Origin of the sequence: Haloarchaeobius pelagicus (assembly GCF_051207375.1) — an archaeon.
Taxonomy (GTDB): Archaea; Halobacteriota; Halobacteria; order Halobacteriales; family Natrialbaceae; genus Haloarchaeobius.
In genome coordinates this window covers 103,145-119,417 of sequence record NZ_JBPJZD010000004.1, presented here as the reverse complement: position 1 = coordinate 119,417, position 16,273 = coordinate 103,145, and the positions used below count along the sequence as shown (strand labels likewise).

The following is a 16,273-nucleotide window of genomic DNA, read 5'->3' as shown; positions in this document are numbered from 1 at the left end:
GGTCAGACAGCGCGAGAGTCGCGCTGTTACAAAAATATATCTGTAATACACCAGAACTGGGCCGTCGAGTCCGACTGCGTGTGAACGTCGTCTTTCGCCGAACCGCGGCGACCCCGGACAGTCTCGTTCCTTCCTTGTGAGCACACGAATACCGCTCTCTGTACCGCACATCCACGATGAGAACACCACAGACCCATCGAGTATTCGGTAATAGCTGATGGAAAATATATTCCGAGGAAACCACAGGACAGCAATCGAGTCATCTACCCCAGAAACTCTTTTTGGAGCGGTACAAAACAATGTTGTGACGAGTGAACTATCGCATTTTATGATAGGTTATGGGGCCGTGTACGGACTCACATCTGACACCGGAGTGGCCGTGATACTCGGAATATTTCGCCCGTCGAGCACGCAGCGAGCGCGCTGTGGCTCACGGTGACCGCGGTTACGTTGCCGTACTCACGTCTCAGGAGGTCACGATTGCGTTCGAATCTTATCTCCCGAGGACGGGGGCATCGACCAAAAAATTCGGCTGCGGGGCAGTGAGTGGCTGCGACAGGTGCTGTCTCCGGAATCAGCTCCCGTTTTCGACTTCGGTCGCCGTCGCGGAGTTCGTGTTCCCGCTCGCGTCGGTGACGACGGCTGCCACTTCGTAGGTGTGGCCGTCGCCGTCTGATTTCTTTGCGGACATCGAGGTCGTGTTCGAGGCGGAGCCCCCGCTGACCGAAATGGTCGCGGTGTCCTCGACCTGCCCGTCGTCCGTGTCGGTTAGCGTGAGGTCGACCTGCGAGAGGTCTCCGTCACTGTCCGAGACCGCCCAGGACACGTCGAAGTCGGCGTGCGGCCTGTTGTTGAGGCGTTCGTCCAGGGTCAGGCTGTCGACCGTCGGGGCGCTCCCGCCGCTCGAGCTCTCGCTTTCACTGACGCTGGTGGTCGCCGAATCGGTGTTGCTCCCGCCGTCCGTGACGGTGCACTCGACGGTGTAGGAGTTGCCGGAGCCGTCGTCGCCAGCTGCGATCAAGCGAGTGGTGCCGCTTGCGTCGCTGCCGCTGACGCTGATGGAGGCCGTGTCCTCGGTGGCGCCGTCGCTGTCGTCGACGAGGGTGAGGTCGACAGCGGTGAGGTTGCCGTCGGTGTCGCTCACGGCCCACGACACGTCGAAGGCGGCGTCCGAGGAACTGGTCTCGACCTCGCTTGCGGAGAGGCTGTCGACCGTCGGCGCGGAATCGCTCGAACTGGACGAGTCGGTCGCCATGGAGTTGGCGGGCACGTCCAGCGAGACCCCATCCGAGAAGTTCACCGTGATGGTGCTGCCCGTGGGGTTGTATGCGACGTGGGTCTTGGCACTCCCGTCGTTGTAGACCGACGCGAGAGCGTGGTCGGCTGTAATCGACGGGTCGGCGGTCCCCATCCCGTCGATGTTGTAGATCCAGTGGTAGGTGTGGGCGCGGCTCTCGCCGAACTCGACGGGGTAGCTGTCCTTGTTCGCCGTCCACATCGACTTCGCGTCGGACACGTCCGAGAGGGCGCGGTACATCCACATGACGTCCGGCCAGTACTGGAAGGCGTCACCGTCGGCATCGTTCGCCACCAGTTCGTTGTAGTTCGCCGCGGCGGCGTCCGTGTCCCAGCCGAGATACGATCTCGCTGCGGTGACGGGGAGCTGGTTGATGCCGTGGATGGCCTCGACGTCGCCGGTCCACCAGGTGTCGTACTTCACGCCGTTACTCCAGACCATCCCCGCGTAATCGTACGGCCAGTTGGACGGGAGGTTCGTGCCGTCCTCGTCGTACCAGTACTCCTTGATGGCGTGGACCTCCGTGGTGTAGAGGTAGACGGCGGCATCGCGCATCGCGGTGTCACCGGTGTACTCCGCCCAGAGCAGCATCGACGTGTAGGCGTTGATGGCCTCCGAGGAGGACTCCTGGTTGTTGCCCTGGTCGTAGTCGCCGCTGCCGGACGCCCAGGAGTGTCCCTCGAACGGACTGAAGTTCCGGAGGAACGGGAAGGAGTCGTGTGGGTTGTTGACCGGGTCGACGGAGTTCGTCCGGTCCGGGCGTTTCCAGTTCGCGTAGTCGGTGATGAGGAGCCGGACCATCCCGCCCCAGTTCGAGTCACTGGCCCAGGTCGAATCGTGGCGAGCGACCTCGGCAGCTCCACGCACGTAGTAGCCGTAGTGGAAGTGGTGGTCGTTCAGGGACTCGCCAGAGCCGAACGAGTCGTTGTACCCGACGAGCGTTCCCCAGGTGTCGTCGAAGTAGAACACGTCCTCGGAACGGGTCGACCCGGACTGGCTGGCGTCGAGCCAGGTCTCGATGTCGTCGCGCATCCCGACGGTGTTGTTGTCTCCGTTGAGGAAGTAGTCGACTGCCGCCGAATCGCCCACCTGCTCGGCGATGGGGATGAGTTCGGAGAGTCGACCGTAGTTCTTCCCGGTCCAGTACGTGCCGTCGCCCGGCCGTTCCGGCCCGGTCTCGATGAGGGTGTCGTTCGCCTCCTCCTCGTCGACGTAGCTCGCGAGTTCGGCCTTGTCGTAGGTCCCCTCGTCGGGGAGGAACGGCAGGACGCCGGGGAAGGTGTAGGTGGTCTGGAACGAGGCGGCTCCCTCGATGGTCTTCATCGTGCCGCGGGCGCTCGTGTAGGTGTAGCCCGTGAACGTGGCACTGCTGTACTTGTGCTGGTGCGGGAAGAGCCCGCAGAAGGTGCCGGTCGTGGCACTCTCGGACTGCTGGGTGAGCGTGTAGTCGAAGGTGGTCGTGACGTCGCCGCTGGCTTCGTCGTACGTCCAGGAGACGGTGGTGTCGTCGATGAAGTTGTACGCGTAGGCTTCGAGGTCGGCCAGAGCCGTGGACGTTGCCTCCGGAAGAACGCCGACGGTCAGGTAGCCCTGCCCATCGAGCGCGCTCGTCAGCTCGGTCGTCCCCTTGCCGGACCATGTCGCGTTCGCCGGCGCGTACAGCCCGTACGCGTGGCCGTTGATCTCGATGCCGAGAACGTTGCCGTTATCAGCGAAGACCGTCGGGGCCGAGGAGAAACTCAGTTTGGCGTCCCCGCCTTCGTACTCGCAGAAGACGTACGGTGACCCCTGGGCGACCGTCGTTCTGAGGGTCGTCGACGTCCCGTCGCCGAACTTCCCGACGGTGTGCCAGTCACCGAAGCCGTCACAGCGGCTGTCCCCGAACGAGGACGTGGCGGTGTGTCCGATGGTGAAGTCGGTCGTCTGGTCCATCATGGCGATGCTGTCGGGATGGTACCCGTCGCTGAAGGTCCAATCCGTGGGGTGCCAGACGTCGAGCCCGGCGTCGGTGAACTGCATCGACACCGGGTGCGCGAAGATCGGCTGGGAGTGCTGTTTCCAGAGGAGGGAACTCCACCACTCGTTGGTCGGTATGGGAGTGGTGACGCTCGACGTTGTGTAGGCGCTGTCCGGGAGAGAGCCTTCTCCTGTCGGGAGGGTGGTTGTGTAGCTGCCGTTCCCGACGCTGACGTTAGTGGCTGCAGCAGCTGTGCCAGTTGCGCCGAAGAGGCCGCCCGAAAGCCCGCAGAGAACGCCGATCGATTTGGCGAACTCTCGCCGGTCCAGTGGTAGTGTGCCGTCTGTACTGTCGTCCGATTGCCGGTGGTGCTCGGTCATGGCTGTGTCTGTGTCCGACCCCGTACAGGGGGTGCCAGTCACGCCGCGTCATCTCGCTACCTGCGCTCTCTGCGCTGTGACTACTGATGGGTCATGCTACCACGTGACTGCCTAGTCGTCACAGTCAAAACCGAGTGTAATAAATTATTTGGTTCTCGAGTAAATAAATCACTTCCCCGTTGCGGAACGGTTTCTGCGAGAAAATAAATAGAGTACTAATTTTATATGCTAAGTAATTCTAATAGATAGCTCCAAATGGGTCCGAAAACAGAGTTTAATTGTAAAAATTCACTATACTAAACCGAGTACTGATTTATTTACTGGCCTGCGAGGGTCTCCACCACTGTCGATTTGCTATTCGAGCTGGTCCCCGCACGTCATGGTGAGCAACCAGACGACGCACGTACTGTGCATCAACAGGCAGGCCATCGGGCCACCACTTCCTGTCTCAGATAGGGGATAGTTCTATTTGACTCGAACGAATAACACAAAATGAACTGGACCCATGCAAGGTGAACCGACGCCGATTCCACCGTACGCCGAGGACTGCCTCGACGTCCTTGCCGGAACGATCTCCCCACCCGAGCCCGGCATCGACGAGACAACCGCGAAAGACGCGCTCCTGAACAGAGGGTTCACACGAGCCGACGCTCGCGAGGCGCTGGAGGTACTGGAGATGCGTGGGTACATCTATCGCGTGAACTCCGAAATCCGAATCACAGACTGACTGAATCGCTCCCCGTCTTTCCCCGGTTGTTCGAGTGGTTCCTTGCCCGTAGATTTTAGACAGACAGGTATGTTCGCGACTCAGGAACGAGACACCGTGTGCGATTTGAATTGCGGCAGGCCACCCGATCACGCCTGACACACCCCGTGTGCGAAATGAAAATCGACTCACGGTCATCCTGAGGGACGATGGGGTTCCCCTATGCCGAACGAGTGTCCCCAGAATCAGAGATATCAGCATCTCAGGCGAGTATACGTTACTCTGGACGGCTCGAACGACGGTCTCCCCCCGTGTGCGAAATGAAATCACAGCATCGATGCTGCCGACTGTCGTCCGAATGTTCCCGGCTGAGTGGCTACAGACACCATGTGCGAAATGAATCTGTACGTCGCGAAGACCGGAACCTGGTTCCGCTGTGGCGAACACACACCGTGTGCGAAATGAATATCCGCGTCGAAAAATCCGAGTTCAGTCGCTGAAGAAATCCTCGACCTGGGCGTTGACCACAGACCTGATGAGTGTCTCATCCTGCTCGACTTCCTCGAGGCGAACATCCGACTGAAGCGTCTCGACGACGACCGCAGGGTCATCGACGAACGTGTACTCCTTGTGGACACCACTTCCGTACCCTCGCCCACGCTTCTCGGACGTGACGAAGTTGTACGTCTCTGCCTCGCTCATGTATCGGAGGTACGAATCGCGAGATTTCGCGTCGGTGTCGATCAGGTCGGTGATATACTGGTAGACCTGGTATGCCACGGTGTTCGGAATCGCGTCCAGGTTCCGTTTCGAATACACCGAGACGACCGCCGTCGCGTACAGCGAGAGCTTCTTCTGGGTCGAGAGACCCTGCATCTGCGTAAGGGTACGGTCGCGCTCGGCCTCCTTCTGGGCATCGCGGACGTGCGATTCTCGAACCATCTCCTCGTCGTTCCGCTCGGCGATCTCACCCGCTTTCCGGAACAGGTCGATAGCCTTGCGGGCGTCACCATGGTCCTGCGCCGCGAACGCCGCGCTCAACGGGATGATACCGTCCTCCAGAACCCCATCCTGGAACGCGTCCTGACGTCGTTCCAGAATCGATTGGAGCTGGTTCGCGTCGTAATCAGAGAAGACGATGTCCTGTGGATTGAACGAGCTCTCCGCTCGCCCGTCGAGGTCTTCCATGAACCGGGGGTCGTTGGTGAGCGCAGCGACTGAGACGTGGCCCTCGATGCGACCCAGTTGCGACGCCCGCGAGAGCTGGTAGAGCAACTTCGAATACGCCGGTTCGTCGTTCGGGTTCCGCTGGCGACCGACGAGCAGGTCTACCTCGTCGAGGATGATGATGACGGAATCGAAGTGCTCGCTCAGGATCTCGAAGAGCCGCCGGAGTTTCTGGTCGGTCGAGATGCCGCTCTGGGGGACGTCTGGTGTGACGCCAGCCGACCCGGCTGCACTCTCGACGAGTCGGTACACAGCACGGTCGTGTGACTTTATCGTCTGGCAGTTTATCTGGATGACGCCGAAGCGGTCACCCTGTGCCTCGGCAAGCTCGGCAACCTGCTGGCACACTGCATTGATGATGAGCGATTTACCGGTCCCCGATGGACCGTACAGGAGCATATTGGGGGGTCGGTTCCCCTGGAGGGTCGGACGGAGATACGTGATGATATCGTCGAGCTGCTGGTCGCGTCCGACGATCCGGTCCTCGTCGATGACGGCATCAGGGTCCAGCAACCCCTTGTCCCTGAACACGGAGTTCTGTGCGCCATCTTGCAGGCGACTTTTGATGGATTGCGAGAGGGATTGCTGTTCGTCACCGTCGGTCATGATACTCGAATATCCCTCATTGCATAAATAACTGAGGGATGCCGCGTGCGATATTAAATCAGTGATATTCTCGAGATAGCGGCCGTGAGAAGGCGGCTTATTAGAGTGCGTCTCGGACCGTGGGCAAAATCAAATCCGGTAGCGCACCCCCCGTGTGCGAAATGAAATTTGCCTGTATCCACAGTCGTTAATGTGGTCGGTTGGTGCTGGCAGAGTCCGTCGGTGCTGGCAGACACTCGCTGGTGCTGGTAGACACCACCTGCGAAATGAAAACCTCCAGCGTGACCCACCTGACGTTCTCTTGTCCCTGACCCTCTCTTGTAACCCGTCCGGAGGCGAGGGTGGCGGGAAAAGGGACTGCTCGAAAGACGATGAGCGGGGTTGAAACTGGATTGCTGCAAATCGACTGGCTCATGAGATCGGTGAGGAGGACGTCTGGTCCAAGTGGGTCCCCGGTGGTTGTATCATCGAAATCGTTTCAGTCGTCGGAGGATTCGCGAACATAGTCGTATTTGCTCGACCGTAGTCGAATTCGCTGGTGTAGTCGTAACCCCCACCCCCCGTGTGCGAAATGAAATCCTGTGTAGGCGGGTGGCAGTGTGCCGAGTCGAGAAACACTGGATTAGGCGGTAACCGGGCTGAAGGGGCTGAATTTTGTCGTGTAGAGTGACTCCGCAGCTGTGACTGTCGCTCGCTTGCTCTCGCTTCGATTCCTTCTATACTCTCGAGCTATAGTCTAGTACGGTTTTGGTTATAGGACCAGTAATATAAAGCTTTGCTTTATGTAAGTTCAATTTGCTGAATGGGTGTAATCGTCTTCAGAGGTCTTCAGGACAGTGATTCCGTGGTTTTCGGTCGTCTACAGTCGAGTTCCGGTCTCAACGCCCACCCACCTTCGAGCAGATTTCATTTCGCACACGGTGGGTGGGTGTCCTCGAGAGCTGTCCAGTCTTGCTCTCGGAGTACCGTGCCTCGGCTGACGGGAGATTCGACACAACCGTACCAAGCGAATCGTGCCCAATGAACCGTGCTCAGCGAATCGCACCCGGCAAATCGTGCCCAACGAACCGTGCCCAACGAACCGTGCCCGGCAATAGGTGAACGGTGCAAGAAGCCGAGCAATCGAGCAATGCAGAAAACCGAACGGTGCACGAAGTCGTGTTATTCTTCGTCCAGTGCGTAGCCCATCTCGAGGAGTTCCTCGAGGACATCTTCGCGATTCCGAAGCGCGGCCCGATACACCGCCTCGCGAACGTCGAACTTCGGCACGTCGCGACCGAGCTTCGATTCGAGTTCCATGAGCAGATCTCGCTCGCCCTCAGCGACGTCGTCGTGGACGAAGAACGTCAGCCGTTCATCCCGCTCGAACTGGACCGACTTGTCCTGGACGGCGCGACGAACGATGTAGGGCTGGGCCTGTGACCCAGCCGAGGACTGAGTAGAGGATGCCGTGGACTCGGAGGTGGACGACGACGAGGACTCGGAGTCAGCACTCGACGTCGACGATGCAGTCGTACCTGTCGACGTGTTCGAACTCGACCCGGCGTCGTCCGAGTGGTCGGCTTCGACCGCCGACTCGGTTTCAGCATCACTGTCCGACTCTTCTTCCTCCGGTTCATCACCCCAGAGGTCGTCCCCGGACCCTGATTTCAGACCCGTCATGCTTCGACCTCGAGGTCATCGTCTTCGAGACTCCCGGGCTCCGGCGCGTTCGGTGCCTCGATGCCACCTTGCTGTTCGAGGTTCCGAGCCAGCTCGTCGAACTTCGCCAGGGTCTCGATTTCGTAGTCGCGTTGGCGGTCGCGGTGCTCGCGCACGTACGTGAATGCACTACACTTCTGCCGCCAGCATCCCTCCAGGAGCGAGGTCCGGTCACGGAAGATGACGGGAACGTTGAATCCCTGTTCTTTGACCTCCGCGATGATCTCGTCCTGGTCCTTCGTACCCTTGAATCGGTTGGGCACTGCAGCGAGAACGCCGATGTTGATCTCGAGCTGGTCTTCGAGGTTCGTCACGAGGTCGTCGAGACCGTTGACGGACGCCTGCCCCTTCCCGGATGGTTCGACGGGAATGACGAGGTTCCGGGTCGCGTCGAGCGCGTTGTAGAGATGCGGTCCGGAGCTCGCCGGCGGGTCGACGATGAGCACGTCGTAGTCCTTGTGCACTTCCGCTTCACGGAGCACGCGCTGGAGCTGCGTCCACATCGGGAACGACTCGCCGAAGTCGCTTCGTGCCTCCTGTTCCTTGCGGAGCGCTTCGCCGAGGTCCTCCAGCCGGTTGTGCTCCGGGATGATGTCGACTCCGTGTTCGACGGATTTGATCAGGTCCTCGAAATCGCCTTTCCCTCGGCCGACGAGATGGTGGACGAGCGTGTCGACATCGCTCTTGGACCGGTCGTGGTCGGTGTCGAATAGATAGCTCAGGTCACCATCCTGGGGGTCCAGCGGAATCGCCAGAACGTCGAGTCCCGCCCGTGCGTGGGCGACTGCCAGGTTTGCTGTGAGCGTCGTCTTCCCGACGCCACCTGCCTCACTGTATACCGCGTACGATAGCATATACTGCTTCCATTGTAGACTTCCACTATAAGTTTTGGTCAGACGAATCAACTGCACCACACGTTTGAATGTTACAATTGAAACAAACAATTGTAGCAACCATTTGAAGCGCCTGTTTGTAATGAGTGGTTGTTTCCGGGGATTGGTCCGTTTAACCGCCTCAACGCTAGCGCTTAGGGGTTCAAGAACTCTGATTCCTCGAATCAAACACTTGAAACCACCATTTGTAACACTCACTTGTAATCGATGGTTCTTCGCTCATCTCGTCCAGTCCTAGCCCTCGACGAAGGTGGTTGCCCTGACTTGAAACAACTGTTTGTAACACTCGTTTGTAGCGCTTGGTTGTTTCATCCTTGACAATCCGGGATCTTCCCACTACAAGCCCGACGCGTTCAGGTCTACTCCCTCGACCCGACGGGCCGAACCACCTGTTTAAAACATATGTTTGAAACAACTGTTTGAAACAACTATTTGTAACGACTGTCTGGCCTTGCTCCTTAGACCAGGACTGTTCCCCGACGGGGTGACTGTCCGTGCCAGGTGCCGTGACCGACCTTGACGAATGCCGACGTGGGCCAGAAGCTGTTGAACAGGTCAGTATGTCAGTGACCAGTTGGTCCGGCATCGCGTGGTAGCAACCCTTATATTCGTGGCGAATATTATCGAAGTAAGACAGCTGGCGGGGTCGCGTCTCGGTTCTCGACAGGGTCAGTTGCAGTGAACGCATGGAGTATACGATACGGGAAGTCGAACCTGGCGAACTGGCCGATGCGGTGGAACCGGGCGAGCTGACGCTCGTCCTCGGTGCCCCCGCTATCGGCAAATCACACTACGTTCGAGCGCTCGGCCCGTCCGTCAGTCGACTGGGCGATATCGCCGCTCACGGTGACGACGAACTCGTCGTCGTCGACGATTTCGCGGCCGCGGTGTTCGACCTTGACGACGAATTCTGGTCGACGTACGAGTACGGCGAGAAGTCACTCTCGGACCGCCCTGGTGGGGTCGTCCTCGTGACTCGGCCACGGAGCCTCGACTGGCTGTGTCAACACCACGGTAGCGTGTCCGCAGCACTCATCGAGACGGCCGACACCGTTCTCGTGGTTCGGACACCGCCGCCGAAGTCATCGGCTGCCATCGACGAGATACGGGCGACCATCGCGACGCAGCGTCCTTCCCCACTGCGAGAGGACGACTTGGTTCGGGTCAGAGACCGATGTACGACCCCAGCCTACGAGTACGAGAACCCGACACTCCGGTCCCAACTGGGCTGGTACGACACGACCGTCACGCCCGCGGCGTTTCTCTCCCTCTCGAAATACGACGACAGAGCGGTTCTCGCCGCTTCGGACGTGCAACGAGAACTGGTGGACAACGATGTTTCGGTCGGGCCGCTGCTCGAGGAGTTGCTGGAATACGCCTCGACACTCGTCCCGCGCGATGGACTGGCCAGTCGGATTCCGAGCGACGACTCGCCAGCGGTCCGGACGGCGGTGGCGCTGGTCGCGGTCGCGCTGGAAACTGACGCCGAGTGGCTCGCACCGTTCGTCCGGTACCGGCCACTCGCGCCGGCCGCCGAGACACTGGAGATTGCACTCGACGTGCCGCCGGGGACGGTCGACCTCCTGCGACTGTTCGCTGCCGAAACGCCGAGAGGGCTGCTCCGGGACCGACTCACAGAGGCGGACTCGGCGTTCCCGACGGCTGTGGACCTCGACGCGATCGGGACTACGATGGCGACGGTTGGCGAAATGCTCGAATCAGTCGCGTGGACACCAGACGAGTACGGCTCGTTCCCGCTCGTCGGTGCCTGGCACTGGGAGGGGCCGGCAGAACTGACTGCGGCCGCAGCAGGTCGGGAGTTCCCCGACGCGGGCGAGAATAAGACGAACGACGGCGTCAGTGGGGTCTGCGTCGACGACGTCCTCGAAGCACTCGATGGCGGGCTCGTCGTCCTCTCTGGGCCGAACGCGAGTGGGAAGCGACGGCTCGCAGCCAGTGTCGCCACGGCACTCACAGGGTGGGGTGCGACAGTCAAGCTCCCCGACCTCAGACAGCCCGACCACAGCAGGGCCGGTATCCACGCCACGCCGGATGTGGTCGTGTTCGCGACCTACGGTGCCGACCCCGCCAGAATCGTGAGTGACGCGGGCGTTCGGGCGCTGGTCGACTGGGTCGACGAGGGGGTGTGTACCGGTGCAGTGTTGCTCTGTGACGACGGTCGCCGTGACCAACTCGACACGATAGCCGAGCGTGCCGGGTGTCCCGACGTGGCCACCTGGCGCGACCGCACTGAGTTGGGGCTCCAGACCGAGGAAACGTCTGGTCGGACGTCCCGGGCGGTCGCTGATGCCCTGCTTTCCGCGATGAACTGGCCGGAGACCACGACCCCGTCTCGCCAGACGCTCGACGTCGAGCCGGTCACGGACCAGAGTACATTGGCGGCGATCGCTGGTATCCCCGACAGCGACCTCGATACGGCGTTCGTCGGGCGCGTCGTCGCTGACGCCGTCGATGTGGTCGGACAGACCGCACAGCCGACTGCCACGACGCAGTGGCTCGCACTCGTCGACGACCTCGTCGCAGGTGTCGCGTACAACCGGGGAGATCCTGACTCGGCCATCACCTACCGGGGGGCGGTCTACGGCACTGCGATGGCAGCGATAGCGACCGAGAACCCGACGACCGACGAGTGGGTCGAGGCCATCGCGGGCTGTGCCATCGACCTCACGAATGAGACCGCGGCCCCGCACGAAGTCGATGCGGTCGGTGGTGACCGAGAGCCGGCCGTGGGTGCGTTCGCGGCCGCCCTGGCGACGCTCGCGTGGCCTGGCGACGGCACGGGACCGAACCACAGTGCACTCGCCTGTGTCGACCAGGTCCTGCACAGGACCATCGATGCGGGAGTGATAACCGAGGCCCGGGGGGTGACGCTGCTCTGTCGCATCTACGGCGAGATGTGCGGGCGGATCATCGATACTGTCGACGACCCCACAGTGGCCGACGAGGCGCTTGCGCCGGTCGCCGCACTCATCCAGCAGGCGGCTGCGACCAACGGCGACGACTTCGCGGCGTTCGTCATCGGGAACAGTTTTGGGGCCGCCCTTGGGGCCGTGGCTGGCGCGGCGTGTCCGCCTGACGAACTGCCGACCTGGGTGGACGCGCTCGGGTCACGGGTCAGGGAGTCGGTCGCGTTCGTGCAGCGCCAGGATGCCCGAACGGACCTGCTCCAGTATGCGTACACCAACGCCCTCGGGTTCTGGGCGTTCGAGTTCGACTGTCCCAGAGACCGGATCGAGCCATGGCTGAGTGCGCTCGGTGACGACCTCTGTCGAACAGTGACGACGGCAGACCTCGACGACCCCCAGGCGTTCGTGGTCGACGTCTACGGGCAAGCCGTCCAGCGCGTCGTTGGCTATCGCGACCTCGACCGTGCGGAACTGTTGTTCGGTGTGTGTGAGCGCTTCGTCGACACCGTCGCGGCGTCGGGCCTCGCCGACGAGGAGTGGGAGTACCGTGGCACCCTCCACGCGACGGCACTCGCGGCGTTCGCCCGTGTCGAGCAGGACCACCCCGATAGCGTCAAGAACGGTCCCTACGGCACCGGCCTGTTCCCATCCCCCGAGTCGCCACGGTTCGGGGAGTGGATCGACCTGTACGACGCGGCGGTGATGCGGGGCGCGGCGGCCGAGACAGCCCCCCGGGAGCGAGAGCGCTACTTGGCGGCGGTCTACCGTGGAGCGCTCTCAATCCAGGTCTCCGGGTTCGACGACGAGATGCTATCGGAAACTGCACCACACCGGGGGTCTGAGTCGGGGTCCGGTATCTCGCCACGCCAGGAGACCACCTGGTACCAGCACCTCACCGACCGCATCGAGACGGTCGCTGGCACGGTCGAACTGGTAGACGACCCGGTCGCGTTCCTGCGTGGTGTCTTCGGTGATGCGGCAGTGAACTGGGTCGCTGATGGGAACGCGACGCTCTCCCAGAAGTGGCTCTCCTCGCTCGTCAGTTCGCTCCGTGCGTGCCGTCTGGAGGTCGACGGACCGACCAAGACGGAGTGGTTCGACGCGTTCGCCGGGGCCGACGGGGCGATCTTGCGAACGGTGCTGACACGGACAGAGATGGGGCAGCTGACACACGAACGGCTGGTACAGACGGTGCTCGACCAGATCGAGACTGCCGCGACGGCGGCTGACAACCCAGTGCACCCCGTCGACTACGTCGGAACCGTGTTCGGAACCGCGCTCGCACTCGCCGTCGAGGCTGACCTCGAGGAAGTCAGATTCGGCGTCACGGAAGTCCTCGCAGCCGCCGAGGACGCCGGTTTCGACTGGGTCGGCGTCGAGCGGGCCGCCATCCTCGAGCAGATATTCGCCCGGGCACTCGCCGTGGTCGGGCACAGCCACAGCGACCACCCCAACACCGAGGAGTGGCTGGATGTCTTCACCGAGCAGCTGGATGCGACTGCAACCAGTTGTGCTCCCGACGACCCCGCCGCGTTCGTCGCGGGCGTCTACACGCGTGCCTCCGTCCACGCGGTCGACGACGGGGTCGATGCGTGGCGTCGCCGTCTCGATACCGAACTCCGGGCGTTCGCTGCGGGGCCCCACGTTGAGGACCCGGCGGCGTTCCTCGAAGGTGTCTACGCCGACATCGTCGTCACGGGAACGACGAACGGCCAGCCCTCCGCCGCGGTCGAGGCGTGTGTCAGGGCCGTACACCAGTCCGCCGAGTCCGCGAGCGAGGACGGTCACTTCCTTTCCGACGATGCCCTCGTACGGACCTTCTCACGGGCTGCCGACTCGCTCAGGGCCAAGAACGTCCACGCCAGGGCGGACCATCTCTTCCTGTTCGGTCAGGCACTCCGGGCAGTTGGCGGTGAGGTCCTCGAAACAGCCGTCTTCGATGCTTCCGACCCGACCGACGACTGACGTGCCGGGCCTGGAACGGTCCCGATTCAGTAACCGACGAACATCATGAGAGACTGAGTCGCTTTGAGACATGGTGGACCCAAACAAAAGCAAGCCTACTGACCAAACGTTTGTTACGTCTGTTTGCAACAACTGTTTGTAACAAACACCACAAACAACCCTCCAACCAGTCGCCAAGACTCGAAACCAGCCCCGAAGGCAATCATATTCAGCGGCGTCGAACCCGCGCCGATTGATCCAAGTCGCCCGGAGTATGGCCTTCCACCTCCGCGGACCTCAAGGTGGAGTTCAGCAGGGGGTCGTTTTGCCCGTCGAATACCTTCGGTGGATTGTACACTCTCGATTGCTTGGGACGGTAGAGACTCCTACTTGCGCTCGTTCCGTCTCATAAGACACTGTTCGAGTTCATGCAACGACTTATAAAACCCCGAAACCCGATAAACCCTCATACGCGATATCGATTATTCGTCTCGTACGGGGCCCTTGTACTTTGACCGTATCTTATCCCCGTCTCGCCACTGCCAGTAGTAGTACCGGTTGTTGTTGATCTTCTTGACGACGGTGCTCGCTTTCGCTGGGACGGCTGACGGGCGGTCGTCCTGGTCAGCTGCCTGGTCGTCTTCATTTTCCCCGTTCCTTTGGTCCGTTGCGCCCGCTGCCTCCTTCCAGTTGGCAAGCGCATTCGAATAGGACGCGATGCGTCGCAGTTTATCGGCATCTTGCCGATTCAACCCGTCGATAACGTACTGGGCGACTTCTTCTGGCGGCGAGGGTTGTTCGGGTTCGGTCATCCTTAACCTACGTAGCCGGAGTAGGTTGTTAAATGTTGGTTAAAACTCACTCGACCCAAGGGCCTGTGTAATCGTGGGGCCATCGAGACACGCCAACACGGAGACTCGTTCCGTTAGTGAAGTGTGTGTATGTGAAGCCCGATACACGAGAGGACTCTGTCGGAGTCCGAGAGATGAGTATCCCCGCTCGTTTCTCGTCCCCGAATGTAGCAGGTCACGTTCGGTGAATCAGCGACACGGTGCAGACCGGGCTCGATATCTCGCGCAGTCTCTGTTTCAAGCACCAAGGAATATTATATCGCTACATGCGGTTTATAACTCTGCCCGGTGCGTGAATCTGGCATAGGGGGGAACTGGCAGATCGACCTTCGGGAACTTACGCTATCCTTGGGGGAAGACAAACTGACTGGTGATGGGTCGGCGCAATCAGCGTCTCAGGGCCTGACCCGGACGAAATAATTACATCCTTATTAGTGTAACACCAGGTCGAACCGGGGGACCCATGCGTCAGTGAATAGCATACTGTGGCCGTCATCGGCTGCTGATACCCATCTGACCGGTCGCTGGGGACCGCGAACCGCATCCAGTCGTGTCTCTGGGGTCACGCTTCCAATAGTCTCGGACAGCGGTGCGCTGTTATCTTCATCGCAGGTCATGGACCCGGAGCCAGCGTGGCCTCTCGTTGGCGTATTCACCGGGGCTCGCGGCCCCGTGTCGGGCAATCGTCTCCGATGACGAGGACGTGCTCGGTCTCGAGGCGTTCGTCGACAGCGCCGCCGCCCTGGAAACGACGTTCGGAGGCAACTGTCTAGAGGACACCAGGGGCCTCCAACGCTTTCAGACCGAGCGCATCTCCCATCTCGATGAACTCTTCGAGAACGTCGTTGCGATTCCGAAGGACAGCTCGTATCCGTGTCGGTTCTCCTCGAGTCGAAGCTGCAAGCGCAGCACTACTCTGGCGGTCGACTCCGGACGACGAGCGTTGTTCCGACAGTGTTACAAAATTAGTGGTGTAACAACTACCTGTTGCGGACAGGGCTTACGAGTACGTCGCCCGGATGCCCATGATTCGGGCAGCCTGTGCGACCAGCTGAGGAATCTCTGTTCGATACCGGTCCCCCTGCATTCGGGTCGCCGGGCCGGAGACGCTGATGGCAGCCAGCACCTGGTCGTCTGGCCCGAGGACGGGCGCGCCGACCGCCCGCATTCCGACGAACCGTTCGCCATCGTTGAAGGCGAACCCGCGCTCGCGAATCGAGGCGAGTTCGTCTTCCAGGGCAGCCCTGTCGGTGTACGTCGAGGGTGTGAGCTCCGAGAGCTCGAGTCTGTCGAGCAGGTCTTCACGACGGTCTTCGGAGAGGTGGGCGAGATAGGCTTTCCCGACAGCGGTCGCGTGGAGGTCTACCGTCGTCCCGATGTGCGAGTCCGTCTGGACCGCGCGTTCGGTCTTCGCCTGGTAGATGTAGACGCCGCGGTCCATCTCCTCGACCATCACCTGGCCGTGTTCACCAACCTCTGTGACGAGTTCGTCTAGCTCCTGCTTTGCGACCTGATAGAGGTTCCACCGGTCTCGAGCGATGTCGCCGAGGTCGAGGAACTGGAGGCCGAGGTGGTACGTGTTGTCTTCTTTGACGATGTAGCCCAGTCGATTGAGCGTCGTGAGGTGGTTGTGGACCGTGCTCTTGGACCGGTCGAGGTTCGCTGCCAGCTCGGTCACCGTCGCGCCGCCTTCGTCACGCAAGAATTCGATGATAGTGAACGATGTTTCGGTTGCACCGACTAACCCGCGTTTTTCGTCCGGTTCTTCGGTCATAGTGTCGAAT

Annotated in this window: 8 protein-coding genes; 2 read left to right on the top strand and 6 right to left on the bottom strand. The window is 60.9% G+C overall.

Going from position 1 to position 16,273, the window contains the following annotated elements:
- Positions 1 to 574: 574 nt before the first annotated feature.
- Positions 575 to 3,634 (bottom strand): glycosyl hydrolase, encoded by a 3,060-nt coding sequence (locus ACSC1S_RS21385; RefSeq protein ID WP_435366092.1) that lies wholly within the window; start codon positions 3,632 to 3,634, stop codon positions 575 to 577.
- A gap of 505 nt (positions 3,635 to 4,139) precedes the next feature.
- Between ACSC1S_RS21385 and ACSC1S_RS21380 the strand changes: the two genes are divergently transcribed.
- Positions 4,140 to 4,361, top strand: a complete 222-nt coding sequence (locus tag ACSC1S_RS21380; protein WP_435366091.1) for a hypothetical protein — start codon at positions 4,140 to 4,142, stop codon at positions 4,359 to 4,361.
- A 468-nt stretch (positions 4,362 to 4,829) separates the two neighbouring features.
- Here ACSC1S_RS21380 and ACSC1S_RS21375 read toward each other — a convergent pair whose 3' ends face one another.
- From ACSC1S_RS21375 to ACSC1S_RS21365, 3 genes are all read right to left on the bottom strand, one after another.
- Positions 4,830 to 6,173: an orc1/cdc6 family replication initiation protein gene (locus tag ACSC1S_RS21375; RefSeq protein WP_435366090.1), complete on the bottom strand. Its 1,344-nt coding sequence runs from the start codon at positions 6,171 to 6,173 to the stop codon at positions 4,830 to 4,832.
- Between the two features lie 1,161 nt (positions 6,174 to 7,334).
- Positions 7,335 to 7,835: a DUF7970 domain-containing protein gene (locus ACSC1S_RS21370; protein ID WP_435366089.1), complete on the bottom strand. Its 501-nt coding sequence runs from the start codon at positions 7,833 to 7,835 to the stop codon at positions 7,335 to 7,337.
- A complete protein-coding gene (locus ACSC1S_RS21365; protein ID WP_435366088.1) occupies positions 7,832 to 8,728 on the bottom strand; it encodes a ParA family protein in 897 nt (298 codons plus the stop codon). Before ACSC1S_RS21365 ends, ACSC1S_RS21370 begins: the two co-directional genes overlap by 4 nt.
- A 725-nt stretch (positions 8,729 to 9,453) precedes the next feature.
- Between ACSC1S_RS21365 and ACSC1S_RS21360 the strand changes: the two genes are divergently transcribed.
- Complete coding sequence (locus tag ACSC1S_RS21360; protein ID WP_435366087.1) at positions 9,454 to 13,659, top strand: hypothetical protein; 4,206 nt, start codon at positions 9,454 to 9,456, stop codon at positions 13,657 to 13,659.
- A 461-nt stretch (positions 13,660 to 14,120) separates the two neighbouring features.
- Here ACSC1S_RS21360 and ACSC1S_RS21355 read toward each other — a convergent pair whose 3' ends face one another.
- On the bottom strand, positions 14,121 to 14,450 hold the full coding sequence (locus tag ACSC1S_RS21355; protein ID WP_435366086.1) for a DUF6788 family protein: 330 nt from the start codon (positions 14,448 to 14,450) through the stop codon (positions 14,121 to 14,123).
- Between the two features lie 1,039 nt (positions 14,451 to 15,489).
- Positions 15,490 to 16,263, bottom strand: a complete 774-nt coding sequence (locus ACSC1S_RS21350) for an IclR family transcriptional regulator (protein WP_435320960.1) — start codon at positions 16,261 to 16,263, stop codon at positions 15,490 to 15,492.
- Between the last annotated feature and the right edge of the window lie 10 nt (positions 16,264 to 16,273).

Bases quoted from the DNA above. Each gene is read 5' to 3' on its own strand.
- ACSC1S_RS21385 (WP_435366092.1), bottom strand. From the start codon at position 3,634: ATGACCGAGCACCACCGGCAATCGGACGACAGTACAGACGGCACACTA.
- ACSC1S_RS21380 (WP_435366091.1), top strand. From the start codon at position 4,140: ATGCAAGGTGAACCGACGCCGATTCCACCGTACGCCGAGGACTGCCTC.
- ACSC1S_RS21375 (WP_435366090.1), bottom strand. From the start codon at position 6,173: ATGACCGACGGTGACGAACAGCAATCCCTCTCGCAATCCATCAAAAGT.
- ACSC1S_RS21370 (WP_435366089.1), bottom strand. From the start codon at position 7,835: ATGACGGGTCTGAAATCAGGGTCCGGGGACGACCTCTGGGGTGATGAA.
- ACSC1S_RS21365 (WP_435366088.1), bottom strand. From the start codon at position 8,728: ATGCTATCGTACGCGGTATACAGTGAGGCAGGTGGCGTCGGGAAGACG.
- ACSC1S_RS21360 (WP_435366087.1), top strand. From the start codon at position 9,454: ATGGAGTATACGATACGGGAAGTCGAACCTGGCGAACTGGCCGATGCG.
- ACSC1S_RS21355 (WP_435366086.1), bottom strand. From the start codon at position 14,450: ATGACCGAACCCGAACAACCCTCGCCGCCAGAAGAAGTCGCCCAGTAC.
- ACSC1S_RS21350 (WP_435320960.1), bottom strand. From the start codon at position 16,263: ATGACCGAAGAACCGGACGAAAAACGCGGGTTAGTCGGTGCAACCGAA.